Source organism: Arthrobacter sp. NicSoilB11 (assembly GCF_019977375.1).
In the GTDB taxonomy this organism is placed as follows: Bacteria; Actinomycetota; Actinomycetes; order Actinomycetales; family Micrococcaceae; genus Arthrobacter.
The window spans coordinates 26,055-49,331 of record NZ_AP024658.1; the positions used below are offsets into that span (position 1 = coordinate 26,055).

Genomic DNA, 23,277 nt, shown 5'->3' on the forward strand with positions numbered 1-23,277 from the left:
TCACACTCTAGTCTTTGGAAACTCCTGTTGCCTATAAGGCAATACCAGGAACCCCTCTCCGTTCGTCCGCGGCGGTGCCGGGCGCCGTCGCCCCCGGCACCACACCCGGCCCACAGCTCCAAGGAGCCAACTATGGATGCAAGTGCCATCAACATCGCCATCGTGGTGGTGTATCTGCTCGCAATGCTGGCCTTCGGCTGGTGGGGCAAATCCCGCACCAGGAACAACAGCGACTTCCTCGTTGCCGGCCGTCGCCTGGGACCGTTCCTGTACACCGGGACCATGGCCGCCGTCGTCCTCGGCGGGGCGTCCACGGTGGGCGGCGTGGCCTTGGCTACAAGTTCGGCATCTCCGGCATGTGGCTGGTGGTGGCCATTGGCGCCGGCGTCCTGCTGCTGAGCCTTCTCTTCGCCGGGACCATCCAGAAACTGAAGATCTACACCGTGTCCCAGATGCTCACCCTCCGCTACGGGAGCAAGGCCACCCAAGCCTCCGGCATCGTCATGCTCGCGTACACGTTGATGCTCTGCGCCACGTCAACCGGCGCCTATGCCACCATCTTCGTCGTGCTGTTCAACCTGGACCGGGCGCTGGCCATCGCCATCGGCGGCGCGATCGTCCTGGTGTACTCCACCATCGGCGGCATGTGGTCCATCACCCTTGCGGACCAGGTCCAGTTCGTGATCAAGACGGTGGGCATCTTCTTCCTCATGCTCCCCTTCACCCTGAACGCCGCGGGCGGCCTCGACGGGATCCGCAGCCGCGTGGATGCCAGCTTCTTCCAGATGGACGGCATCGGCGTCCAGACGATCATCACCTACTTCGTCGTCTACACCCTGGGCCTGCTGATCGGCCAGGACATCTGGCAGCGCGTGTTCACCGCCAAGACCCCAAGGGTGGCCCGTTGGGGCGGCGCCACCGCAGGCATCTACTGCATCCTCTACGGCGTGGCCGGTGCGCTGATCGGCATGGCCGCCAACGTGGCCCTGGCCAACGTCAAGATCGCGGCGAAGGACGACGTCTACGCCGAGGTGGCCCAGAACCTGCTCCCCGTCGGCATCGGCGGACTGGTCCTGGCCGCCGCCGTGGCTGCCATGATGTCCACCGCGTCCGGCGCCCTCATCGCCGCCGCCACCGTTGCCCGTGCCGACGTCCTGCCGTTCGTTGCCGGCTGGTTCGGCAAGGACGTCAACACCGGCGACACCGAAAACCCGGAACACGACGTCAAGGCCAACCGCATCTGGGTCCTGGCGCTGGGCATTGTGGCCATCGTCATCGCCATCATCACCAAGGACGTGGTAGCGGCCCTGACCATTGCCTACGACATCCTGGTGGGCGGCCTGCTGGTGGCCATCCTGGGCGGCCTGGTGTGGAAGCGAGGCACCGGCGTTGCTGCCGCGCGTCCATGGCTGTCGGGTCGGTCATCACCCTCGGCACCATGATCATCCTGGAAGTGAACGCCAAGGCCCCGCTGGACGGGATATACGCCAACGAGCCCATCTACTACGGCCTGATCGCCTCCGCGGTTGTCTACATCACGGCTTCGCTGCTCACCCGCCCCACGGACCCCGCCGTCATGCGGGCCTGGCAGCTTCGTGTTGCCGGCCAGGAGCCGGAAGAAGCGCCCGAGGAAGTCCTCGCCGGCCGCTGACCTGACCAAGCATTAAGCACGACGGCGGCGCCTCCTTGCGCGTGAATGCGAAAGGAGGCGCCGCCGTCGTGCTTAATGCTTGGTCAGGTCAGCGGCCGGCGAGGACTTCCTCGGGCGCTTCTTCCGGCTCCTGGCCGGCAACACGAAGCTGCCAGGCCCGCATGACGGCGGGGTCCGTGGGGCGGGTGAGCAGCGAAGCCGTGATGTAGACAACCGCGGAGGCGATCAGGCCGTAGTAGATGGGCTCGTTGGCGTATATCCCGTCCAGCGGGGCCTTGGCGTTCACTTCCAGGATGATCATGGTGCCGAGGGTGATGACCGACCCGACAGCCATGGACGCGGCGGCAGCAACGCCGGTGCCTCGCTTCCACACCAGGCCGCCCAGGATGGCCACCAGCAGGCCGCCCACCAGGATGTCGTAGGCAATGGTCAGGGCCGCTACCACGTCCTTGGTGATGATGGCGATGACGATGGCCACAATGCCCAGCGCCAGGACCCAGATGCGGTTGGCCTTGACGTCGTGTTCCGGGTTTTCGGTGTCGCCGGTGTTGACGTCCTTGCCGAACCAGCCGGCAACGAACGGCAGGACGTCGGCACGGGCAACGGTGGCGGCGGCGATGAGGGCGCCGGACGCGGTGGACATCATGGCAGCCACGGCGGCGGCCAGGACCAGTCCGCCGATGCCGACGGGGAGCAGGTTCTGGGCCACCTCGGCGTAGACGTCGTCCTTCGCCGCGATCTTGACGTTGGCCAGGGCCACGTTGGCGGCCATGCCGATCAGCGCACCGGCCACGCCGTAGAGGATGCAGTAGATGCCTGCGGTGGCGCCGCCCCAACGGGCCACCCTTGGGGTCTTGGCGGTGAACACGCGCTGCCAGATGTCCTGGCCGATCAGCAGGCCCAGGGTGTAGACGACGAAGTAGGTGATGATCGTCTGGACGCCGATGCCGTCCATCTGGAAGAAGCTGGCATCCACGCGGCTGCGGATCCCGTCGAGGCCGCCCGCGGCGTTCAGGGTGAAGGGGAGCATGAGGAAGAAGATGCCCACCGTCTTGATCACGAACTGGACCTGGTCCGCAAGGGTGATGGACCACATGCCGCCGATGGTGGAGTACACCAGGACGATCGCGCCGCCGATGGCGATGGCCAGCGCCCGGTCCAGGTTGAACAGCACGACGAAGATGGTGGCATAGGCGCCGGTTGACGTGGCGCAGAGCATCAACGTGTACGCGAGCATGACGATGCCGGAGGCTTGGGTGGCCTTGCTCCCGTAGCGGAGGGTGAGCATCTGGGACACGGTGTAGATCTTCAGTTTCTGGATGGTCCCGGCGAAGAGAAGGCTCAGCAGCAGGACGCCGGCGCCAATGGCCACCACCAGCCACATGCCGGAGATGCCGAACTTGTAGCCAAGGCCCACGCCGCCCACCGTGGACGCCCCGCCGAGGACGACGGCGGCCATGGTCCCGGTGTACAGGAACGGTCCCAGGCGACGGCCGGCAACGAGGAAGTCGCTGTTGTTCCTGGTGCGGGATTTGCCCCACCAGCCGAAGGCCAGCATTGCGAGCAGATACACCACCACGATGGCGATGTTGATGGCACTTGCATCCATAGTTGGCTCCTTGGAGCTGTGGGCCGGGTGTGGTGCCGGGGGCGACGGCGCCCGGCACCGCCGCGGACGAACGGAGAGGGGTTCCTGGTATTGCCTTATAGGCAACAGGAGTTTCCAAAGACTAGAGTGTGACGGCTGCAACAGTCAAGGATCGGAACGCCGGTGCCGCTCCCGTGTGGCATGCGCGTGTCACAAAAGCGCCGCAGATTAGTATGGCTCGAGAGTGGAGCCGGACTGCCGGCCATGAAAGGTTCGTAGATGAAGGCACTGCCAGTTGAGCCCAGTAACGTCCCTGTTGCCATCGGCTCAAGGATCCGGGCCGCCCGGCAGTCCCAGCGGCTCACCATCGAGCAGGTTGCCGATGCCACCGGCCTGACAAAGGGTTTCCTCAGCAGGGTGGAGCGGGACCTGACCTCACCGTCGGTGGCCTCACTGGTGACGCTCTGCCAGGTCCTGTCCATTTCCATTGGCGACCTTTTTGCGGCACCCGAGACCCACTTGACCAAGCGGAACGACGGCCCCCGGATTTCGCTCGGCGGCCAGGGCATCGTGGAGCGGCTCCTGACGGCGCGCTCGGAGCGCAGGGTCCAGATCATCCAGGCCGTGATCGAGCCGCACGGCCGCGGCGAGTCCGAGCTCTATGCGGTGGACTGCGACGTGGATGTGCTGCATGTGATCAAGGGGTCCATCAAGCTGATCCTCACCAACGAGGAATACGACCTGAGCGCCGGCGACACCGTAACCTTTCCCGGCCGCGAACCCCATACCTGGGCCAACCCCACGGACAAGCCCGTAGAGGTGCTCTGGGTCCTGGTGCCCGCCGCCAGCCGCTGACTTGTCCTCGGGGTTCGGGGGCAGGTTTGGTAAACACCTGATGCTCTAAGGGAAACAGGAGTGTATGATTGCAGTCACACCTGTCCCTTACCTCCTCGAAGGAGAGGCCTCCATTGGAAGAGCTGCGCATTGAAGCCAACGGCAACCTTGGCCCTATCGATTCATCCCGGATTCCCCGCTATGCCGGAGCTGCCACCTATGCCCGTCTTCCCCGCCTGGACCAGGTGGCCAAGGCTGACGTGACCGTGGTGGGGGTGCCGTTCGATTCAGGTGTTTCCTACCGCCCCGGGGCCCGTTTCGGCGCCAACCATGTCCGCGAGGCCAGCCGGCTGCTGCGTCCCTACAATCCCGCCTGGGATGTCAGCCCGTTCGAGAACATCCAGGTGGCCGACGCCGGCGACATGGCCGTCAACCCGTTCCACATCAACGAAGCCATCGAAACCATCCAGCAGAACGCGCTGGACCTCACCGCCGCCGGGAGCAAGCTGTTGACCCTGGGCGGGGACCACACCATCGCGCTGCCGCTGCTGCGGGCCGCTGCCGAGCGCGCCGGCGGGCCCATTGCCATGCTCCACTTCGATGCCCACCTGGACACCTGGGACACCTACTTCGGCGCCGAATACACCCATGGCACGCCCTTCCGCCGCGCGGTGGAGGAAGGCATCCTGGACACTGAAGCCATCAGCCACATCGGCACCCGCGGCCCGCTCTACGGCAAGAAGGATCTCGACGACGACCACCGCTTTGGGTTTGGCATTGTCACTTCAGCGGACGTCTACTATCAGGGCGTGCTGGAAACCGTCGCCAAGGTCCGCGACCGGATCGGCAACCGCCCGCTCTACATCTCGGTGGACATTGACGTCCTGGATCCGGCACACGCACCGGGCACCGGCACGCCGGAAGCAGGCGGCATCACTAGCCGCGAACTCCTGGAGATCATCCGCGGCTTCCGCGGCATGAACCTGGTGGGGGCCGACGTCGTTGAAGTAGCGCCCGCCTACGACCATGCCGAAATTACCGGTGTTGCCGCCAGCCACGTGGCGTACGAACTGGTGACCCTCATGGCGGACAATGCCGTTCCCGGGAGCCGCTTCGGAGCCGAAACGGGCTACCAGGCGCAGGCCCTGGGCCAGGAGGCCCGCCGTCCCGCCGGCTTCGCCGCGGCCACCAAGGAGTAGGGCGGTGACCGAACTGGCGGCACCCGCCCCCGCGGAGGGAAGGGGTGCCCGCAATGGCGGGGACCTCGTCGTCGAGACCCTCGAAGCGTTGGGTGCCAAGACGGTGTTCGGCATCCCGGGGCAGCATGCCCTGGGACTGTTCGACGCGATGGGACGCGGCAACCTGCACTTCGTCTCCTCCCGGATCGAGAACAACAGCGCCTTTGCCGCGGACGGCTACTCCCGCGCCACCGGGGAAGTGGGCGTGCTGTTCCTGTCCACCGGCCCCGGCGCGCTGACGTCCCTGGCCGGCCTACAGGAGGCTTACGCCACGGGTGTGCCCATGGTGGTGGTGGCCAGCCAGATTCCCCTGGAGGGGCTGGGTGCCCGGCGCAAGGGCATGCTGCACCAGCTTGATGACCAGAAGGCGTCGGCGGCGAACGTAACCAAGAGCCAGCGCCTGATCCAGCATGCCTCGGGCATCCCGTCCGCCATCCAGGACGCCTGGACCGAGGCCATCTCCTCACCGCAGGGCCCGGTCTGGCTGGAGATTCCGCAAAACGTGCTGCTGGATCCCATCATGGTGCCTCCAGTGGAGGATGCCTTGGCGGAGGCAGCGGACAACCCGCCGCGGATCGAACTGGTGCGGGAGGCCGTGAAGTGGCTGGAAGCAGCCAGGCGCCCGGCAATCATTGCAGGAGGCGGCACCCGCCGCGGCAAGGCGGAGAAGTCCCTGCTGTCCATCGCGGAGAAACTCCGCGCTCCCGTGATTTGCACGCCGGGCGGCAATGGCGCGTTCCCCTGGAACCACGAGTTGTCCCTCCAGGCCTGGATCGAGGACCGCTACATGACCGACGTCCTGGAGGACGCCGACGTCCTGGTGGTGATCGGCTCCTCGCTGGGCGAGGTGACGTCCAACTACTTCACGTTCGAACCACGCGGGCGGATCATCCAGATCGACGCCGAACCGCGGGTGCTGGAATCCAACCGGCCTGGCCTTGGCATCCGTGCCGACGCCGGGCAGGCGCTCGCAGCTCTTGATGAAGCACTGCAGCCCGGCAGGGCCGCGGCCCCGGACTGGCATGGCGCCACGCCGGAGTCGCTGGTGCAGGAATCGCTCGCCAAGGTCCGTGCCCGGCTGGAATCCCAGGACCTGGGCAAGGAACTGAAGTTCATGGCCGACATCCGCGAGGCCGTGCCGGCGGACATGCAGACCTTCTGGGACATGACCATCGCCGCCTACTGGGGCTGGTCCTGCTGGGACGCGCGGCAGGGGCAGTTCCACTCAGCCCAGGGCGCCGGCGGCCTGGGCTTCGCGTTTCCCGGCGCCATTGGAGCGGCCGTGGGATTGGAAACCCAGGGGAGGCCGGGCCGGGTACTCGCCGTGTCCGGCGATGGCTCCTCGATGTATTCCATCGCCGAACTGGCTACGGCGAAACAGCACAACGTGCCGGTCACCTGGCTGATCGTGGACGACGGCGGCTACGGCATCCTGCGTGAATACATGGTGGGTGCCTTCGGCAAGGCAACCGCTACCGAACTGGCCCGCCCGGACTTCGTCAGGCTTGCCGAGTCCTTCGGCATTCCCGCCACCCGGGTTGCCCCGGAGGATGTGGGGGACGCGCTGAAGGCGGGCTTCGCCGGGGACGGGCCCAACGTCGTCGTGGTTGAGACGCTTTTGAAGATGTTCGGGCCCACCCACCTGGGCGACTGATGTAGCCAATAACGCTCACACGCTCCCTCACTTCTGCCACAACGGCTGAAGTGGGGGAGCGTGTGTGTTTAAGCGCCAGCGGCAACAACTTCGTTTCCCTAAGCAACCTTTTCCTGATACAGTTGCTTGCAGCAACTAATTCTTTAGGGAGGATCATGTCTGTCGCACCGGCCACTGCAGCCGACCTCGTCAGCAACATCTATGACCTCCAGCGCGCATTGCGCTGCGTCACCATGATCAACATCAAGGGCCAGGACACGGGCATCGCCCTCCAGGGCGTGCTCAAGTTCATCGGCGAAGGGGAGACCCGTGCCGCGCACCTGGCTGAGCGGCTGGGGGTCAGCCCTCCGGTGCTGAGCCGGCATGTGGCGGAGCTGGCGGACGCGGGCCTGGTGGTCCGCACCCCGGATCCGGACGACGGCCGGGCCCAGCTGTTGGCACTCTCCCCGCGCGGCAAGGAAAAGCTTGCGGAGTTGGTGCGGCACCGGGCGGAGACCCTGCAGGCCTACCTCGCCGACTGGAACGAGGACGACGCCGTGGCAACAGCCGCGATGCTGAGCAAGCTCACCACATCCCTGAAGAATTCCATCCGGGCAAGGGCGGCCGGAACCACCATTGAACACGAAACGCAGGAGTCCATTAATGGCTAACGTCACCGCCGCCGCGGACCAGGAACAGGAGCGCCAGCGCCAACGCAGCGCCAAACAGGAGTCGCGGCAATCCAAGCGCCACGAACCCGGCGCACCCATGAACCACCGGCAGATCATGGAGGCCCTGACCGGTCTCCTCGCTGCCTTCTTTACCGCAATCCTCAGCAGCACCATCGTGGCCAACGCGCTGCCCACCATCATGTCCGAGCTCAAGGGCACCCAGACCGACTTCGCGTGGGTCATCACAGCCGCGCTGCTGGCCAACGCAGCAACCACCCCCATCTGGGGCAAGCTCGCCGACCTCTTCGACAAAAAGGTCCTGGTCCAGCTCAGCATCGTGATTTTCGTGGCCGGCTCGGTGATGGCAGGCTTCTCCGAAAACATCCCGTTCCTGCTCACCGCCCGCGTGATCCAGGGCATCGCCATGGGTGGGCTGACTGCCCTGGCCCAGGCGATCATCGGCTCCATCATTCCGCCGCGTGAACGCGGCAAGTACTCCGGCTACATGGGTGCCGTCATGGCCGTCGGTACCGCCGGCGGACCGCTGCTGGGCGGCTTCATCGTGGACAGCTCGCTTGGCTGGCGCTGGACGTTCTTCGTCTGCGTGCCGCTCGCCGTCGTCGCCCTGATCCTGCTCCAGGTCACGCTCAAGGTTCCGCACATCAAGCGCCCGGCCAAGATCGACTGGCTCGGTGCCATCCTGCTCACCTCCGGCGTCAGCCTGCTCCTGGTCTGGGTCTCCTTCGCAGGCAAAGCCGACTATTACGACTGGTGGTCCTGGCAGACCGCGGTAATGGTGGGCGGCGGCGTCCTCCTGCTCGCACTGCTGGTCCTGGTTGAATCCAAGGTCTCGCAGCCGATCATCCCGCTGAAGATCATCTCCGAACGCACCACCGCGCTGGCCATCGTGGCATCCGTTGCCGTGGGCGTGGCCATGTTCGGCTCCTCCACCTTCCTGGGCCAGTACTACCAGGTGGCCCGCGGCGCCACGCCCACCGAGGCGGGCCTGCTGACCCTGCCCATGATCGCCGGCAACCTGGTCGGTTCCGTCCTGTCCGGCCAGCTGATCAGCCGCTACGGCAAGTGGAAGCGCTTCCTGATCGGCGGCACCGTCCTGCTGATCGGCGGCCTGGCGCTAGCCGGAACCATGGACCACACCACCGAACTCTGGCTGACCGGCCTTTATACCGGCATCTTCGGCATCGGCCTGGGCATGCTGATGCAGAACCTGGTCCTCGCCGTGCAGAACACGGTCCAGGCCAAGGACATCGGTTCCGCGAGTGCCTCCGTCGCGTTCTTCCGCTCGGTGGGCGGCGCCATCGGCGTGTCCGTCCTGGGCGCCGTCATGGCCAACCACGTCAAGGACCTGGCCACCGATGGACTGTCGAAGCTGGGCATCCAGGCTTCCGGCAACAGCGGCGCCAGCATGGACCTCAAGGACCTGCCCGCACCGGTCGCGGACATCATGCGGGCGGCCTACGGTGACGCGACTGCCGGCATCTTCATGATTTCCGCGGTCGTGAGCGCGGTTGCCCTCATCGCCGTGATCTTCATCAAGGAGGTGCCGCTGCGCAGGACCGTGGACATCACCCCCGAGGCCACACTGCAGGCCAACGCCGCCGGCGAAGCCGGAATGACCGCCATGACCGGCCAGCTGCCCGTGGTCCCGCCGGCCGGGAACGCCCCCGGGAACGGACTGCCCGCAAGGAGTGCCACACCTGCAGGGCTGGGTTCAGCGCCGGCCAAGATGTACGACGGCGGTGCTGCCGCTGCTGCCGCGGCGTCCGGGCGGGTGGCCACGGAGGACTTCGAGGAAGTCTTCGCCAGGAGCTTCCGTTCCGAAGGGCTGGACCTGCGCTCTGCCGACACGATGGACAAGGCTGCCGACGCGGTGGCCAGCGCCGCCGCCACCCTGCAGAAACTGCAGGACACCCAGCACCTGCTGGCCCGCCAGCAGGCGGAACTGGGCGGCCTGGTGCTGGACATCCAGGAACAGCTGCGCTCCCAGCAGGACGTGGCGGCCAGGCAGGCGGCCACCGCGGCAGAGCTCAGCAGGATGCAGCGCAAGCTCCTGAAGGAGCGAAAGATCCAGGCAGCGGCCGCGCTGTACCTGGCAGGGCGCGGGAAGCACAGTGCCGCAGCGCCTGACGCACCGTCAGCCGATGCCCTGTCAGCCGATGCCCTGTCAGCCGAGGCTCCGTCCGCCGGGGCCGGCTCCTAGCAGCGCCTGGCAGGCCATCGACAGCAGGGCGCGGCCCCCCGCACCGGCAACACCAACGCCGCAGCCCGCACCGGGAAGACACTTCCCGGTGCGGGCTGCGGCTTCTACTGCGGACTGCGGGGAATGCCGCTGCCCATGGTGCCCCCGTAGACTGGCCCTCCACCAGTGGCTCCGGCCGGAAAACCTGCTTCCAAGGGGACCCAATGTCGGTGGGCATCACTAGAGTTGAGTCCATGCTCCTCACCCTTATACGGCGCTACTCCAAACCGTATTTGCCGTACATCCTGGCTGTCCTCGTTTTCCAGCTCGCGTCCACCATTGCCGCCCTGTATCTGCCCAGCCTGAATGCGCAGATCATTGACGAAGGGGTGGCCCGCGGAGACACCGATTTCATCTGGCGCACCGGTGCAGTGATGCTCCTGGTGGCCTTCGCCCAGATAGCTGCGGCCATTGCCGGCGTCTACTTCGGCTCCAGGACGGCCATGGCGGTGGGCCGCGACCTGCGCCGCGCGGTGTTCCGCAAAGTCACCAGCTTCTCCGCCAAGGACGTCAACGCGTTCGGCGCTCCCACGCTCATCACCCGCGGCACCAACGATGTCCAGCAGGTGCAGATGCTCCTGCTGATGGCGCTGAACTTCATGGTCGCCACCCCCATCATGTGCATCGGCGGCATCATCATGGCGCTGCGTGAGGACATCAACCTCTCCTGGCTGGTGTGGGTGTCCGTCCCGCTGCTGGCCGTGGTGGTGGGGTACCTGGTGGTCCGCCTCATGCCGCTGTTCCGCTCCATGCAGCGGAAGATCGACCGGATCAACGCCGTCCTGCGCGAACAGATCATCGGTATCCGCGTGGTCCGGGCCTTCGTCCGCGAACCGTATGAGACGGACCGGTTCGGTGGCGCCAATAAGGAACTCACGGACGTCTCCCTCCGCATCGGCGCCCTGTTCGTCCTGATGTTCCCGGCCATCAGCATGATCCTGCATCTGTCCACTGCCGCTGTGCTGTGGTTTGGCGGGCAGCGGGTGGACGCCGGTGCCATGCAGGTGGGTTCGCTGACCGCATTCCTGCAGTACCTGCTGCAGATCCTGATGGCCGTCATGATGGGCACGTTCATGGCCATGATGATCCCGCGCGCCTCAGTCTGTGCTGACCGCATCGGCGAGGTGCTCGGCGTCGAACCTTCCATCCACGACCCCGAGCGTCCCGAAGCCCCGGCCTCCCTGCAAGGCGTGGTTGAGTACCGCAACGTCACGTTTGCCTACCCGGGAGCCGAGTCCCCGGTGCTTAGCAACATCAGCTTCACTGCACGCCCCGGCCAGACCATCGCCATCATTGGGTCAACCGGTGCCGGCAAAACGTCCCTCCTTTCCCTCCTGCCGCGGTTGTACGACGCCGCAGAAGGCCAGGTGCTGCTTGACGGCGTCCCGGTGGACAGGCTGGACCGCGCGGAGATCACCAAACGCGTCGCCCTGGTGCCGCAGCGTCCCTACCTGTTCTCCGGCACCATCGGGCACAACCTCCGGTTCGGCAAGACCGAGGCGACCGACCAGGAACTGTGGGATGCGCTCCGGACAGCCCAGGGTGAATCATTTGTCCGGGAAAAGAAGAACGGACTCGATTCCCGGATCTCGCAGGGCGGCACCAACGTCTCCGGCGGCCAGCGCCAGCGCCTGTGCATCGCCCGCGCGCTGGTGACCAAACCGCGCGTCTACCTGTTTGACGACTCCTTCTCCGCCCTGGACGTTGCCACCGACGCCCGGCTCCGTGCCGCCCTCAAACGCACCACCTCGGACGCCACGGTGATCATCGTGGCCCAGCGGATCTCCACCATTACCGAGGCTGACCAGATCCTGGTCCTGGACAACGGGCGGATCGTTGACCGTGGAACCCATGAGGAACTGTTGGAAACCTCACCCACCTACCAGGAAATCGTTGAATCCCAGCTGAGTGTGGAGGAAGTGGCATGAGCCCGCGCAAGAAGGACTCCAGTCCCGTGGAAGAGACGCCAATGTCCGTCCAGCCGCCCGCGGGGGAGGCACAACCGGGCGCAGGGCAGCCGGAGGATGACGACTACGTCGAAGAGGAGTTCCAGCCCACCGAAGCCGACGGCGGCATGTTCGGTGCCATGCCGGCCAAGAAAGCCGAGCATTTCTGGCCGTCTGCCAAACGTCTCATGGGGCTGCTGAAGCCCGAAGCGCTGGGCATCTATGCCGTGGTGGGCCTGGTGGTCATCTCCGTGGTCCTCAACGTCATCGCCCCCAAGATCCTGGGCCAGGCCATGGACGTGATCTTCGCCGGGGTGGTTGGCAAACAACTTCCCGCCGGGGCCAGCAAGGAGCAGTTCGTTGCCGGCCTCCGGCAGCAGGGGCAGGACAACTTTGCGGACATGGTGGCCCGCATGGAACTTGTGCCCGGCACCGGCATCAACTTCGACAAGCTCACCATGCTCATCGCCATCGTGCTGCTCATGTACTTCGTGGCGAACATCTTCATGTGGCTGCAGGGGTACGTGCTGAACCGGATCGTCATGAAGGTCATCCGGCGGCTGCGTGATGACACCGAGGCCAAGCTGAACCGGCTTCCCCTGAACTACTTCGACACCCGGCAGCGCGGCGACGTGCTGTCCCGGGTGACCAACGACGTCGACAACATCCAGCAGGCACTCCAGCAGGCCTTCGCCCAACTGGTCAATTCCGTGCTGAGCGTGGTGGGCATCGTGATCATGATGTTTATCGTCTCCTGGCAGCTGGCCCTGATTGCCCTGATCGCGCTTCCGCTGTCCGGGGTGGCCGCTGGCCTGATCGGAGTCCGGAGCCAGAAGCTCTTTGCTGCCCAGTGGAAGAACACCGGGTCATTGAACGGCCAGATCGAGGAGTCCTTTTCCGGGCACGACCTGGTCCGCGTCTTCGGCCGCGATGCGGACATGCTGGCCCGGTTCGAGGAACGCAACGAGGCCCTTTACAAGGCAAGCTTTGGGGCGCAGTTCGTGTCCGGAATCATCTTCCCCGTCATGCAGTTCGTCTCCTACTTGAGCTACGTGGGCATCGCAGTGGTGGGCGGCCTGCGGGTGGCATCCGGCGCCATGTCCCTGGGTGATGCCACCGCGTTCATCCAGTACTCCCGTGAGTTCACCCAGCCCCTGGGCCAGATGGCGGGCATGGCCAACATGCTGCAGTCCGGCGTGGCATCCTCCGAGCGCGTCTTCGAATTCCTGGACGCCGACGAACAGGACGCCGAGACCGCCACCGAACACCTGCCGCCGAAGACCGACGGGCATGTGGACTTCCGGAACGTTACCTTCAGCTACACCCCGGACAAGCCGCTCATCGAGAACCTGTCCTTCACGGCAGAGCCCGGCAACACAGTGGCGATTGTGGGGCCCACGGGCGCCGGCAAGACCACGCTGGTGAACCTGGTTATGCGGTTCTACGAGCTCAACGCCGGCTCCATCATGCTCGACGGCGTGGACATTACGCACCTCAGCCGCTCCGAGCTGCGCTCCAAAGTGGGTATGGTCCCTCCAGGACGCGTGGCTGTTCGGCGGCTCCATCTACGACAACATCCGCTACGGCAACCTCAACGCCACGCACGAGCAGGTGATGGCCGCCGCGAAGGCCACCTTCGTGGACCGCTTCGTGCGGGCCCTGCCCGAGGGCTACAACACCGTGATTGACGAGGAGGGCAACAACGTCAGCGCCGGCGAGAAACAGCTCATCACCATCGCCCGTGCTTTCGTGGCGAACCCCTCGCTGCTGATCCTGGACGAGGCCACCAGTTCCGTGGACACCCGCACCGAACTCCTGGTGCAGAAGGCCATGGCCGCGTTGCGCTCGGACCGCACGAGCTTCGTCATCGCCCACCGGCTCTCCACCATCCGCGATGCCGATACCATCCTGGTCATGGAAAACGGACAAATCGTGGAACAGGGCAACCACCAGGTGCTGCTCGACGCCCGGGGCGCCTACCACCGCCTCTACATGTCACAGTTCGCGGGTGCAGATGCCGGAGAAGTACCGGTGGACGATTCGACGGCGGTGCGCAGCTGAGCGCCCAGCAGGCCGAGGCAGCCCAGCGGCTGCAGCGGCAGGAAGACGGACGGGAGGCCGCGGAAGGGGCCGGGCCGGACGGCGGTAAGCGCATTGAGGTCCTGGTGCCGATGCGCTGGGGAGACATGGACGCCTACGGCCATATCAACAATGTCCAGATCGTCAGGATGCTGGAGGAGGCGAGGATCGCCGCCTTCGGGCCGCCCCGGGGCGCGGGTCTGCCCGGTGTGGAGCCGCCGGTATCGCTGTTCAACGACGTTCCGGCCGGAACCATGGCGCTGGTAGTGGATCACAAGATCCGCTACGTCCGGACGCTGGAGTACCGCAACATTCCGGCGGTGGTGCAGCTCTGGATCGGCGCCGTCAAGGGAGCCAGCTTCGATATCCACTACCTGCTCCAGGACCCCGTCACCCGCGAGGACTGCGTGAAGGCGAGCAGCCACCTGGCGTTCGTGGACGAAACGACCGGCCGGGTGCAGAGACTCAGCCAGGAACAAAAGGAACGGATGGCCCCCTACAGGCAGTAAGCCTCTGGACAGGGCCGGTCTGGACACACTGGACTGGAACAACCAGCGAACGGTGAAAGGAAGCCCCGATGGCTAAAAACAAGATGGCTAAAAACAAGATGGCAAAGAACAAGACCCATGGCCGCCGGAACAAGAAGACATGGAAGGAAATGTCCCCATCCGGCAGGGCGGGCATCATCCTTACCGCGATCATGCAGGTGTCCCTGCTGGTTGCCGCCCAACGGGACATCTCGCGCAGGCCCGCCGAGCTGATTAACGGCCCAAAGGCTGTTTGGCGGGCGGCCTCGTTCATCAATTTCATCGGCCCCATGGGGTACTTCGTCTTCGGCAGGAAGCGGCCCGCCACCGGCATTTAGCCCGGCATGGCGGATGGGCGGCCGGACGGTTTGGAGCGGCCGCCCAGCTTGACCCTGTAAATTTGGAGGCATGACCCCCACTGCCACTGTTGCCATGACCCGCGCCCTCGGCATCTCCAAGGAGATCGAGGATGCGGCGTGGTTCGTGCTGGGGCCCGGTCTCCAAGGCAAGGCTTCACCCCTGGACGGCCGCACCCGGACCTGGTCGGTTCCGGCGGCCGCGGAGTTGCTCGACCGCCTGGACCGGGGCATCGCCGACTCCAAGGCCCCGATGATGACCAACCTCCGCGAGAACTTGGAGGGCGCCACCCGCGGGGCCAAGCAGTTGGCCGTGGAGCTGCTGTTCCTGCAGTCGCTTCCGCTGGCCCACGAAGTGAAGTCGTTGAAGGTCAAGCGCGCCCGCGTGGCCGAGGCCGCGGGCTGGCTTGAGCCGCCGCTGGAGCTTCCCGAGGAGCTGTACGCCGGCATGACGGACCACGGCGTGATCCGCGATCGGACCGCCGAATTCAACTGGACCATCTGGGACCACCTGAAGTGGCTGTGCCGGTTTGTGCAGAACGTGGCGCAGCGGCCGGCAAGCGTGGTGCAGGCGGCCATCAAGGACCCCGTGCAGTTCCACCGCCTCGCTGCATCAACTCCCGACGATCAGCCCGCCATCCGCCGCAGCATTGATTCCTGGCCTGGCCCAGCTACTTCGAGCCGGTGGTGGCGGACGTGGAGCGGCAGGAAATCCGGGACGCGTTCGCGTCGCTGGTGGGCGGGGCCAACGGCGACAGCGAAGAGGACATCACGGCGGACATCCACCGCATCCGGCTGCACCTGGACGAGCAGGCGGGCCAGCGCACGGACTGGTACTCCCGCCAGCTGGTCAGCCAGTGGCGCAAAGTGGGCGACCCCGGCCGGCGGGCCTGGCTGCTCCGCACGCACAGCGACCACGCCGAGCTGCTCACGGCCTGGCACGGCGAGGAAAAGGTGACCCTCGACGTCGAACATCTCCGGCACCTGGACCCCGGCGTCACCGCCGGCCTGGTCCAGCACGCCGTGGACGAGGACTACAAACACCTGGGCTACGTGGAACGCGAGGACACCAAGACTGCGGTGTTTGCCTTCCTGACCGTCATGAAACCGGGTGATCTGGTGCTCTACCAGCACGCCGGAACTGTCCGGCTGGGCGGCGTGCTGGGGGAGCCCGAGTACAACGACGACAACCGCCGGCTGCGGCGCAAGGTGCGCTGGTTCGACGACGGGCACACCACCACCAGCCTTCCCCGGCACGTCCAGCGCCAGCTCGCCACCCCCGGCATCGTGGTGGACGTGACCCGGGTGGTCCAGGCGCTGCAGGCGCTGCTGCCTGCCGAGGCGGAAACCGAGCCCGACGGCGACACTGACGGTGCCGCCGTCGTCCAGCCTGTCCAGGAGGGCTTCCGCCCGCTGACGCAGGAATTCGCGGCGTCGCTGCACATGGAGCTGGAACCGCTCCAGGAGATCGCGGACCTGCTGGAGGAGAACCGCCAGCTGGTCCTCTACGGCCCTCCGGGCACCGGCAAGACCTACCTGGCCAAGCACCTCGCCGCCGAGCTGGCGGACGACACCACCGACGAGCGCGTCAAGCTGGTCCAGTTCCACCCGTCCTATGCCTACGAGGACTTCTTCGAGGGCTACCGGCCGGACAAGACGGACGAGGGCCAGGTGTCCTTCAAGCTGGTGGCTGGCCCGCTGCGCAGGCTGGCGGAGGAAGCCGCTAAACCCGGGAACGGGAAGAAGCCGTACTTCCTGATCATCGATGAGATGAACCGCGCCAACCTGGCCAAGGTGTTCGGCGAGCTGTACTTCCTGCTGGAATACCGCGACGACCGGATCTACCTGCAGTACAGCCCCAACGAACCGTTCACGCTGCCGGACAACCTCTACATCATCGGCACCATGAACACTGCGGACCGCTCCATCGCCATGATGGACGCAGCCATCCGCCGCCGGTTCTCCTTCATTGAGCTGCACCCGCAGACCGAGCCGGTTAACGGCTCCCTGCTCCGGTTCCTGCAGGCCCGGCAGCTGGACACCACCCCGGCGCTGCTGCTGGATGCGCTGAACGGTGCCATCGACGAGTGGGACCGGGACCTGATGATCGGGCCGTCCTACTTCATGAAGCCAGCGGCCCAAACCCCGGCCGGGCTCCGCCGGATCTGGAAGTATGAGCTGATGCCGCTGCTGGAGGAGCACTACCACGGCCAGCTCACGCGGGCACAGCTGGAGGAGCGCTTCGGGCTGGACCAGCTGCTGGGACGCGTTGCAGCGCGCTGATCCCCGGGCGTCCGTGCGGCACCTGGTCCTGGACGAGCTGTCAGGCGGCCTGGTGGAACGGCTGGACGCGCCAAGTGCTTCCTTCCTGAACTCCAGCGGGCTGGCCAAGGCATCCCCCATGGGCATGGGGCTGTACAGGATTGAACCAGTGGGCAAGGTGGGCTCCGTCCGGACCCCCACGCTCCAGCTGGACGTCCGGCCCAAGGACAGGCTGGGGCTCAGCCGGCTCCTCTTCCTCCTCAGCTATGCGGGGGATCAGGGCTTCCGGCCGGACCTGGTGGCCGCTGACGAGGACCGTGACCTGTGGAGCGCCCTGGCCGAGTCGCTGGCGCAGCTGGCCGAAGGGGCCCTGGGCCGTGGTGTCCTGCAGGGCTACCTCACCGTGGACGAGTCGCTGCGGACGGTCAAGGGACGCATCCGGATTTCGGACCAGATCTCCCGCCGTCCCGGGATGCTGGTTCCCCTGGAGGTCTCCTACGACGAGTTCACCGAGGACATCGCGGAAAACCGGATCCTGCGCGCTGCGCTGGAGCGGATGGGGCAGGTGCCGGGGGTACGGCCGGAGGTGCTGGGCAGGCTGCGGCAGCTGAAGGGAAAGCTCGACGCCGTCACGCGCCTTCCGTCCGGGGCGCCGGTGCCGCCGTGGAAGCCCACCAGGATGAACCTGCGCTACCACGCCGTGCTGCGCCTGGCGGAGCTGATCCTGCGCAACGCGTCCGCGGAAGCGGGGGAGGGCAGGCAGCGGACGGCCTCGTTCGTGGTGGACATGGCCCAGGTGTTCGGGGACTTCGTGGGAACCGCACTGCGGGCGGCGATGGCCGCGTATCCGGGGGAGCTTCGGCTGCGGTACAACGCCCTCCTCAGCGAGGCGGTGCGCGACTCGGACCGCCTGTCCGTGCGCCCGGATGCTGTCCACCTGCTGGGTGGGCGGCCGGTGGTGGCGTACAACGCCAAGTACCGGGCCGCGTCGGACGCCGGTGCGTCCCTCACCGCAGACCATTACCAGATGCTGGCGCACTGCACGGCGCTGGCCGTACCCACCGCCTGGCTCGTCTATGCCGGCAAGGGCGAAATGAAACTCCGCCGCATCCTTAACACCGATATCGACATCGTGGAGTTCCCGCTGGATCTCAGCCAGCCGCCGTCGGCCATCCTTGCCTCCGTCAGGGACCTCGTCCGCCAGTCCTGGGGCGAGGTGGTTTCCCACCCGCGTCCTGCCCCCGCAGGCCCGGCCAGGTAACCCCGTGGGCGCGGGGCCGCTACACCGGCACCCGGAACATGAAGGTGGTCCCTTCACCCAGCGTGCTGTCGACGCCGATGGTGCCGCCATGTGCCTCGACGATCGCCTTGCTGATGGGCAGGCCCAGGCCCACGCCGGGGATGGCGGTGCGGCGGACGCTGCTGGTGCGGAAGAACTTGGCGAACACTTCGGAGGCGTCCTCCGGGCTCATCCCCATGCCGGTGTCGGTGACGCGGCAGGCCACGTGGCCGTCCTCCTGCGCCAGCGACACCACCACCTCGCCGCCGTCCGGGGAGTACTTGATGGCATTGGACACCAGGTTGTCCAGGACCTGGGAGATCCGGGCGCTGTCCACGTGAGCTTCCAGGCGCTCCGGGGTTTCGGCCCGCAGTTCGACGCCGGCGGCGGCGGCCCGCGGCATCGCGGAGGAGACGCTGCTGCGCACGAGTTCGGCCACATCGACGGCGTGGGGCGTGACGATCAACTGGCCGTTCCTGCTGGACAGCAGGTCCGACACCAGGGTCAGGAGCCGCTCGGAGTTCCGGCGGATGATCTCCAGCATCTCGCGCTGCGGCCCTTCCAGCTCATCGGCCAGCAGGATCTCCACGTACCCGAGGATGGAGGTCAATGGCGTGCGGAATTCGTGGGAGACGCTGGAGACGAAGTCGTCCTTGGCGGTGAGCGCGTTCACCAGGTCCGTGACGTCGCTGAAGACGATGACAGAGCCGCCGAGGTTGCCATCGGAATCCTTCATGGCGCGTGCCGTCGTGACAAAGGCCCGCTGTTCTTTCCCCTCGCCCAGCCAGACGAGGTAATCGGTGAAGGTTTCCCCCAGGACGGCCCGGCGGACCGGCCGCTCCTCCACGGCGACCAGCGTCTTGCGGTCAGGGCCGAAGACCAGCAGCTGTGACTCGTTGGGGTCCGCGATATTCTTTGGCCTGGCCAGTTCATGGTTGGCGCGCTGTTTCCGGTTCATCAGGACGTCGTGGCCGTCGGCGTCGACGGCAAGGACGCCCAGGTGCACGGTTTCCAGCACGGTGTTTAACAGGGCCTCCTGGCGCTTGCTGATGCGCAGGTTGGCCCGCAGCTGCTCGTCTTTTTCCTCCAGCTGCGTCTGCTGGCGCATCATGCTCAGGGTCAGGACGCTCACTGAGACGCCAATGCCCAGCATCATGACCGGCAGCAGGAGCGACCGGGCAAAGTCCTGTGGCGTGTAGTTTCCCTTCAGGAGCAACGGCACCCAGATAATGGCCAGCGGTCCCAGGAAGGAGAGCCACAAGGCGGCCCGCGGGTAGTAGCCCGACGCGCAGAGCCAGATGACCGGGAACACGGCCAGCAGGCTGATACCCGCGAGGCTTTCCTGTCCGCCCTCCCGGCCGGCGGCGATCGAGATGAAGTCCAGCAGGGGGATGGCCAGGAAGCTGGTGTAGGGCAGGCGCTCCCAGGGGATGAGGTAGCACAGCGCCATGATCGCCAGCTGGGAGATGAGGAACGTGACGAAAAGGGGGTTGTCCATGGTGTCCGGGAAGAACGCCCAGACCAGCAGGGCCGTCAGGATGGTGGTCACGAACAACGGCATCTGGCTCATGGCCACCCGGTCCGTCAGCCGGTACTCGTGAAAGGGCCGCTTGAAAAACCGCAGCCGTCCGGAGGACCAGGCTGTGGGGTCGCTCATGGGGTGGAAGACGCGGATGTGGGGGTTTGCAGGGCCATACCAGCAGGATATCCGCAGCCAGCTATACTTCTGACGTTGGCACTGAGGGGGCTCTATGAGTGAGGCACGTGTGGGTCTGGTCATCGAGGATGACCACGACATTCGGGAACTGGTTCGCACTGTGCTGACCCAGGCTGGATTCGACGTCTCGGTCGCCAGCGGCGGCGCGGAGGGCGTCCTGATGGCAAAGAGCCTGAATCCTGACGTCATCACCCTGGACCTGGGGTTGCCGGACATCGACGGATTCGAGGTGTCGCGGCAGATCCGCGAGTTTTCGGATGCCTACATCGTGATGCTCACGGCCCGCACCGAGGAACTGGACACCCTGATCGGGCTCGAGTCGGGTGCGGACGACTACCTCACCAAACCGTTCCGGCCGCGCGAATTGCGCGCCCGCGTCGCGGCCATGATGCGGCGGCCACGCTCCGTTCCCGAGCCCGGCGAGGTAACGGTGGATGCTTCCCAAGACGGAACCGCCCACCCCGAGCGTGGAAACTTCAGCCACAACGGGCTGGAACTCAGCTACGCGTCCCGCACGGTGGCCGTCGACGGCAAAGAGATGAACCTGACCCGAACGGAGTTCGAACTCCTGTACGCGCTCCTGGAAGCCGGCCGGACGGTCCGGACCAAGTCCGACCTGGTGCGCAGGCTTCGGGATGAGGATTACGACGTCGGCAGTTACATCAGCGAGGCCGACGAACGTTCCGTCGAGGTCCACATGGGAAACCTGCGCAAAAAGCTGGGCGACTCGCCGCAGCAGCCGCGGTGGCTGCAAACAGTCCGCGGAGTGGGTTATCGCTTGGCGCCCGGGCAGCACTGAGCCTGCAGCCGGTGCGTGGTTTGCCTGCTGCACTGGGTGATGGGCCGCAGGTACGCGGCTGCCAGCCTGGGCAATGCCACCGTCATGTCAGCGTGTCGCGCCTCGGCCCGGATCTCGTTCTCCAGTTCCAGGGCAAGCCCCGCCAGCCGCTCGGCTCCAACCATCTGGCTTGAGGTCTTCAAGCTGAGGACGGCATCCATCGATCCGTCGAGGTCTCCGGTGGTCAGGGCAAGCCGCAAACGGGCCAGCCGTTGTGGCAGGTACTCGATGAAGTTCCCCACGAAGACCCTGCTGTAGCCTTCTTCCTCCTCAAGCTCTTCCCGCAGCCGGTCCAGGACGGACTGGTCTACCAGCGGCCTGGGCGCATCATCTGAAGTGCTCATGACACTCCTTTCTGCTGGAATTGCTGACTCGGAAAACAGGGTGGTAATGCGGAGGTGCTTCGTCTTTTTTCAGGTTAGGACCGTTCCCTTTACCTTGCAGAAGACTCGGCAAGAATTGTGGTTTTCTTGATGGGAGTGCGGTTTGCTGCCCATAGGATCAAGGCCAGTGCTTTCCGCATTGACGTCAACAGCGGCCCAAAACCGCCTTCAATCTGGGGATAGATTGCCGTGTTCCGAACGCTCAGGACCTTATTTGCCGCGCTCTTAATCGTGGCTGGTTTGGCCGTGTCCATAATCCAGCCGGCCAGCGCAGCCACTTCACCTCAAGTTATGCTCAACCCGGCTTCCGGTCCGGCCGGTTCCGCGGTGACCGTTACCGGAACAGGGTTCAAGGTCTCCACTACCGGGACAGTGATTGTGGGTTCCACGACCTTCGCGTTCCAGACCACATCGACGGGTGCTTTCAGTACGGGGATCACCATTCCAGCGGCGTCAACCGGAAACCTCACCATCACTGCCAAGACCTCGTCCATCAAGGCTTCCGCGATTTTCGTGGTTCAGGCTGCCCCGGCTCCAGCACCAGCGCCCGCCCCGCAGCCGCCCACAGTCAGCACGGCTCCCTTGCGCTTCGGAGTGGCAACCGCCGGGGGAGCGCTGGCCGGCACCGAGCTTGACGAGGTGGCCACCCTGGCCGGGGAAAGTCCCTCGATGGTCATGATCTACAAGGATTTCCTGCAGTCTCCGCCAATCACCGAGATGGATGCGGTGCGCTCGCGGGGTGCCACGCCCCTGGTGACCTGGGAGCCGTGGGCTTGGGGCGGCGGGGTGGAACAGCCGGCCTATTCGCTTGACCGGGTGGCTGCCGGTGACTTCGACGCAAATATCACCCAGTGGGGCCAGTCGCTGGCGGCCTGGGGCAAGCCGGTCATGCTGCGCTTTGCGCACGAGATGAACGGCAACTGGTACCCGTGGGCCGAGGGCGTCAACGGCAACCAGCCCGGAGACTATGTGGCCGCTTGGCGTCATGTGCACGACGTTGTCGCCGCGACGGGTGCCGCCAATGTCCAGTGGGTTTGGTCCCCGAACGTGCCCTACTGGGGCTCGACCGACCTGGCCGGCCTGTACCCGGGGGCAGGTTACGTGGACATCGTGGCGCTGGACGGCTACAACTGGGGCACGTCCCAAACCTGGAGCAGCTGGGTTTCCCCGGTGGATCTCCTTGGCCCCGGCATCTCCCAGCTCCGCACCCTGGCACCCGGAAAACCCGTCCTGATCGCGGAGACAGCGTCCAGTGAGTTGGGTGGTTCCAAAGCCGCCTGGAACACGGACCTCGTGTCTTATCTGGCCGCGCAGCCGGACGTGATGGGCTTCGTCTGGTTCCATCTGCAGAAGGAAACGGACTGGCGCATCAACAGCAGTGACTCGTCGGCATCCGCCTTCAAGTCCGCCCTGTTGGCCCGGAGAAGCTAGGGGATAGGGGATAGCCGCTCCGAAACTGTCAGTGGCGTGCTGCCTGATCGCGGCAACCCGTTCATCCTGCCTCGCCAGGATCAAGGACAGTGCTGGCAGCGGCTTAAGATTTCCTCAAGAATTCCTGCGTCAGCCGCCGGCGTCCAGGAAGTTCACCAACTGGGTTTCGAGGGCTGAACGGTCCTTCAGCTCGCACTCCCAGACTGTCAGCACTTCCCAGCCGGCGTCTTCCAACTGCCGGCGCTGACCTTCGTCGCGCTCTCGCGTCCGGATGCGTTTGGCGGCCCAGAACTCGGCGTTGGTTTTCGGAGCGTGCAGGCCCACCCTGCAGTCATGGAAATGCCAGAAGCAGCCGTTGACGAAGATCACCTTGTGCCGGGCGGCGAAGACGAGATCCGGATTTCCCGGAAGTTTGGTGCCGCCGGACCTGCCGTGCAGGCGGTACCGATAGCCCTTGGCGTGCAGCAACCTGCGGACCAGAAGCTCGGGTTTGGTGTTCTTGCCGCGGATCCGGGACATGTTCCAGCTGCGCTGCTCGGGGGTGAGCTTGTCTGCAGTGGACCTGTCCGCCATCCTTCCAGTCT

General features: G+C 65.8%; 15 protein-coding genes and 3 pseudogenes. 14 read left to right on the forward strand and 4 right to left on the reverse strand.

What is annotated here, in order from left to right; genetic code table 11:
* Positions 1-132 precede the first annotated feature (132 nt).
* Positions 133-1,651: pseudogene (locus tag LDO14_RS20610) on the forward strand (sodium:solute symporter).
* 88 nt (positions 1,652-1,739) lie between these two features.
* Here the strand turns inward: LDO14_RS20610 and LDO14_RS20615 are convergent.
* On the reverse strand, positions 1,740-3,260 hold the full coding sequence (locus LDO14_RS20615) for a sodium:solute symporter (RefSeq protein ID WP_018769600.1): 1,521 nt from the start codon (positions 3,258-3,260) through the stop codon (positions 1,740-1,742).
* 258 nt (positions 3,261-3,518) lie between these two features.
* Between LDO14_RS20615 and LDO14_RS20620 the strand changes: the two genes are divergently transcribed.
* The 11 genes and pseudogenes from LDO14_RS20620 (at position 3,519) to LDO14_RS20670 (ending at position 18,306) form a co-directional block, all read left to right on the forward strand.
* Entirely contained in the window at positions 3,519-4,094 is a 576-nt protein-coding gene (locus tag LDO14_RS20620; protein WP_223993938.1) for a cupin domain-containing protein, read from the forward strand.
* Positions 4,095-4,207: 113 nt separating this feature from the next.
* Positions 4,208-5,272 carry an agmatinase gene (gene speB, locus LDO14_RS20625; RefSeq protein WP_018769602.1) on the forward strand — a complete coding sequence of 355 codons (1,065 nt, stop codon included), beginning with the start codon at positions 4,208-4,210 and terminating at the stop codon, positions 5,270-5,272.
* A gap of 4 nt (positions 5,273-5,276) precedes the next feature.
* Entirely contained in the window at positions 5,277-6,965 is a 1,689-nt protein-coding gene (locus LDO14_RS20630; RefSeq protein ID WP_144601266.1) for a thiamine pyrophosphate-binding protein, read from the forward strand.
* Between the two features lie 155 nt (positions 6,966-7,120).
* On the forward strand, positions 7,121-7,615 hold the full coding sequence (locus tag LDO14_RS20635; RefSeq protein WP_018769604.1) for a MarR family transcriptional regulator: 495 nt from the start codon (positions 7,121-7,123) through the stop codon (positions 7,613-7,615).
* The gene (locus LDO14_RS20640) at positions 7,608-9,836 is read left to right on the forward strand and encodes an MDR family MFS transporter (RefSeq protein ID WP_134165618.1); all 2,229 of its coding nucleotides are present in this window, start codon (positions 7,608-7,610) and stop codon (positions 9,834-9,836) included. The genes LDO14_RS20635 and LDO14_RS20640 overlap by 8 nt, the downstream gene beginning before the upstream one ends.
* A gap of 233 nt (positions 9,837-10,069) precedes the next feature.
* Positions 10,070-11,803, forward strand: a complete 1,734-nt coding sequence (locus tag LDO14_RS20645; RefSeq protein WP_223995117.1) for an ABC transporter ATP-binding protein — start codon at positions 10,070-10,072, stop codon at positions 11,801-11,803.
* Positions 11,804-11,844: 41 nt separating this feature from the next.
* Positions 11,845-13,882, forward strand: a pseudogene (locus LDO14_RS20650) (ABC transporter ATP-binding protein).
* A gap of 110 nt (positions 13,883-13,992) precedes the next feature.
* A complete protein-coding gene (locus tag LDO14_RS20655; RefSeq protein WP_018769608.1) occupies positions 13,993-14,409 on the forward strand; it encodes a thioesterase family protein in 417 nt (138 codons plus the stop codon).
* A gap of 98 nt (positions 14,410-14,507) precedes the next feature.
* Positions 14,508-14,765 carry a membrane protein gene (locus tag LDO14_RS20660; RefSeq protein WP_026265820.1) on the forward strand — a complete coding sequence of 86 codons (258 nt, stop codon included), beginning with the start codon at positions 14,508-14,510 and terminating at the stop codon, positions 14,763-14,765.
* A 70-nt stretch (positions 14,766-14,835) separates the two neighbouring features.
* Positions 14,836-17,066, forward strand: a pseudogene (locus LDO14_RS20665) (AAA family ATPase).
* Positions 17,053-18,306 carry an McrC family protein gene (locus tag LDO14_RS20670; protein ID WP_223993942.1) on the forward strand — a complete coding sequence of 418 codons (1,254 nt, stop codon included), beginning with the start codon at positions 17,053-17,055 and terminating at the stop codon, positions 18,304-18,306. The pseudogene LDO14_RS20665 and the gene LDO14_RS20670 overlap by 14 nt, the downstream one beginning before the upstream one ends.
* A 19-nt stretch (positions 18,307-18,325) precedes the next feature.
* On the opposite strand, the gene LDO14_RS20675 is transcribed toward LDO14_RS20670, so the two are convergent.
* The gene (locus tag LDO14_RS20675; protein WP_223993944.1) at positions 18,326-19,981 is read right to left on the reverse strand and encodes a PAS domain-containing sensor histidine kinase; all 1,656 of its coding nucleotides are present in this window, start codon (positions 19,979-19,981) and stop codon (positions 18,326-18,328) included.
* Between the two features lie 94 nt (positions 19,982-20,075).
* On the opposite strand from LDO14_RS20675, the gene LDO14_RS20680 reads away from it, so the two are divergent.
* Positions 20,076-20,840 (forward strand): response regulator transcription factor, encoded by a 765-nt coding sequence (locus LDO14_RS20680; protein ID WP_186447835.1) that lies wholly within the window; start codon positions 20,076-20,078, stop codon positions 20,838-20,840.
* Here LDO14_RS20680 and LDO14_RS20685 read toward each other — a convergent pair.
* The gene (locus LDO14_RS20685) at positions 20,813-21,223 is read right to left on the reverse strand and encodes an Hpt domain-containing protein (protein WP_018769614.1); all 411 of its coding nucleotides are present in this window, start codon (positions 21,221-21,223) and stop codon (positions 20,813-20,815) included. The two genes, LDO14_RS20680 and LDO14_RS20685, sit on opposite strands and share 28 nt — an antisense overlap.
* A 330-nt stretch (positions 21,224-21,553) precedes the next feature.
* Here LDO14_RS20685 and LDO14_RS20690 point away from each other — a divergent pair, with 330 nt between their 5' ends.
* Positions 21,554-22,693: a glycosyl hydrolase gene (locus tag LDO14_RS20690; protein ID WP_223993946.1), complete on the forward strand. Its 1,140-nt coding sequence runs from the start codon at positions 21,554-21,556 to the stop codon at positions 22,691-22,693.
* A gap of 129 nt (positions 22,694-22,822) precedes the next feature.
* On the opposite strand, the gene LDO14_RS20695 is transcribed toward LDO14_RS20690, so the two are convergent.
* A complete protein-coding gene (locus LDO14_RS20695; RefSeq protein ID WP_223993948.1) occupies positions 22,823-23,266 on the reverse strand; it encodes a very short patch repair endonuclease in 444 nt (147 codons plus the stop codon).
* Positions 23,267-23,277 lie beyond the last annotated feature (11 nt).

What these genes read in the sequence shown, in the direction of transcription:
- LDO14_RS20615 (WP_018769600.1), bottom strand. Translation starts at nt 3,260, where the DNA reads ATGGATGCAAGTGCCATCAACATCGCCATCGTGGTGGTGTATCTGCTC.
- LDO14_RS20635 (WP_018769604.1), top strand. Translation starts at nt 7,121, where the DNA reads ATGTCTGTCGCACCGGCCACTGCAGCCGACCTCGTCAGCAACATCTAT.
- LDO14_RS20660 (WP_026265820.1), top strand. Translation starts at nt 14,508, where the DNA reads ATGGCAAAGAACAAGACCCATGGCCGCCGGAACAAGAAGACATGGAAG.
- LDO14_RS20645 (WP_223995117.1), top strand. Translation starts at nt 10,070, where the DNA reads ATGCTCCTCACCCTTATACGGCGCTACTCCAAACCGTATTTGCCGTAC.
- LDO14_RS20620 (WP_223993938.1), top strand. Translation starts at nt 3,519, where the DNA reads ATGAAGGCACTGCCAGTTGAGCCCAGTAACGTCCCTGTTGCCATCGGC.
- LDO14_RS20655 (WP_018769608.1), top strand. Translation starts at nt 13,993, where the DNA reads ATGCGCTGGGGAGACATGGACGCCTACGGCCATATCAACAATGTCCAG.
- LDO14_RS20675 (WP_223993944.1), bottom strand. Translation starts at nt 19,981, where the DNA reads ATGAGCGACCCCACAGCCTGGTCCTCCGGACGGCTGCGGTTTTTCAAG.
- LDO14_RS20685 (WP_018769614.1), bottom strand. Translation starts at nt 21,223, where the DNA reads ATGAGCACTTCAGATGATGCGCCCAGGCCGCTGGTAGACCAGTCCGTC.
- LDO14_RS20640 (WP_134165618.1), top strand. Translation starts at nt 7,608, where the DNA reads ATGGCTAACGTCACCGCCGCCGCGGACCAGGAACAGGAGCGCCAGCGC.
- LDO14_RS20690 (WP_223993946.1), top strand. Translation starts at nt 21,554, where the DNA reads ATGCTCAACCCGGCTTCCGGTCCGGCCGGTTCCGCGGTGACCGTTACC.
- LDO14_RS20695 (WP_223993948.1), bottom strand. Translation starts at nt 23,266, where the DNA reads ATGGCGGACAGGTCCACTGCAGACAAGCTCACCCCCGAGCAGCGCAGC.
- LDO14_RS20680 (WP_186447835.1), top strand. Translation starts at nt 20,076, where the DNA reads ATGAGTGAGGCACGTGTGGGTCTGGTCATCGAGGATGACCACGACATT.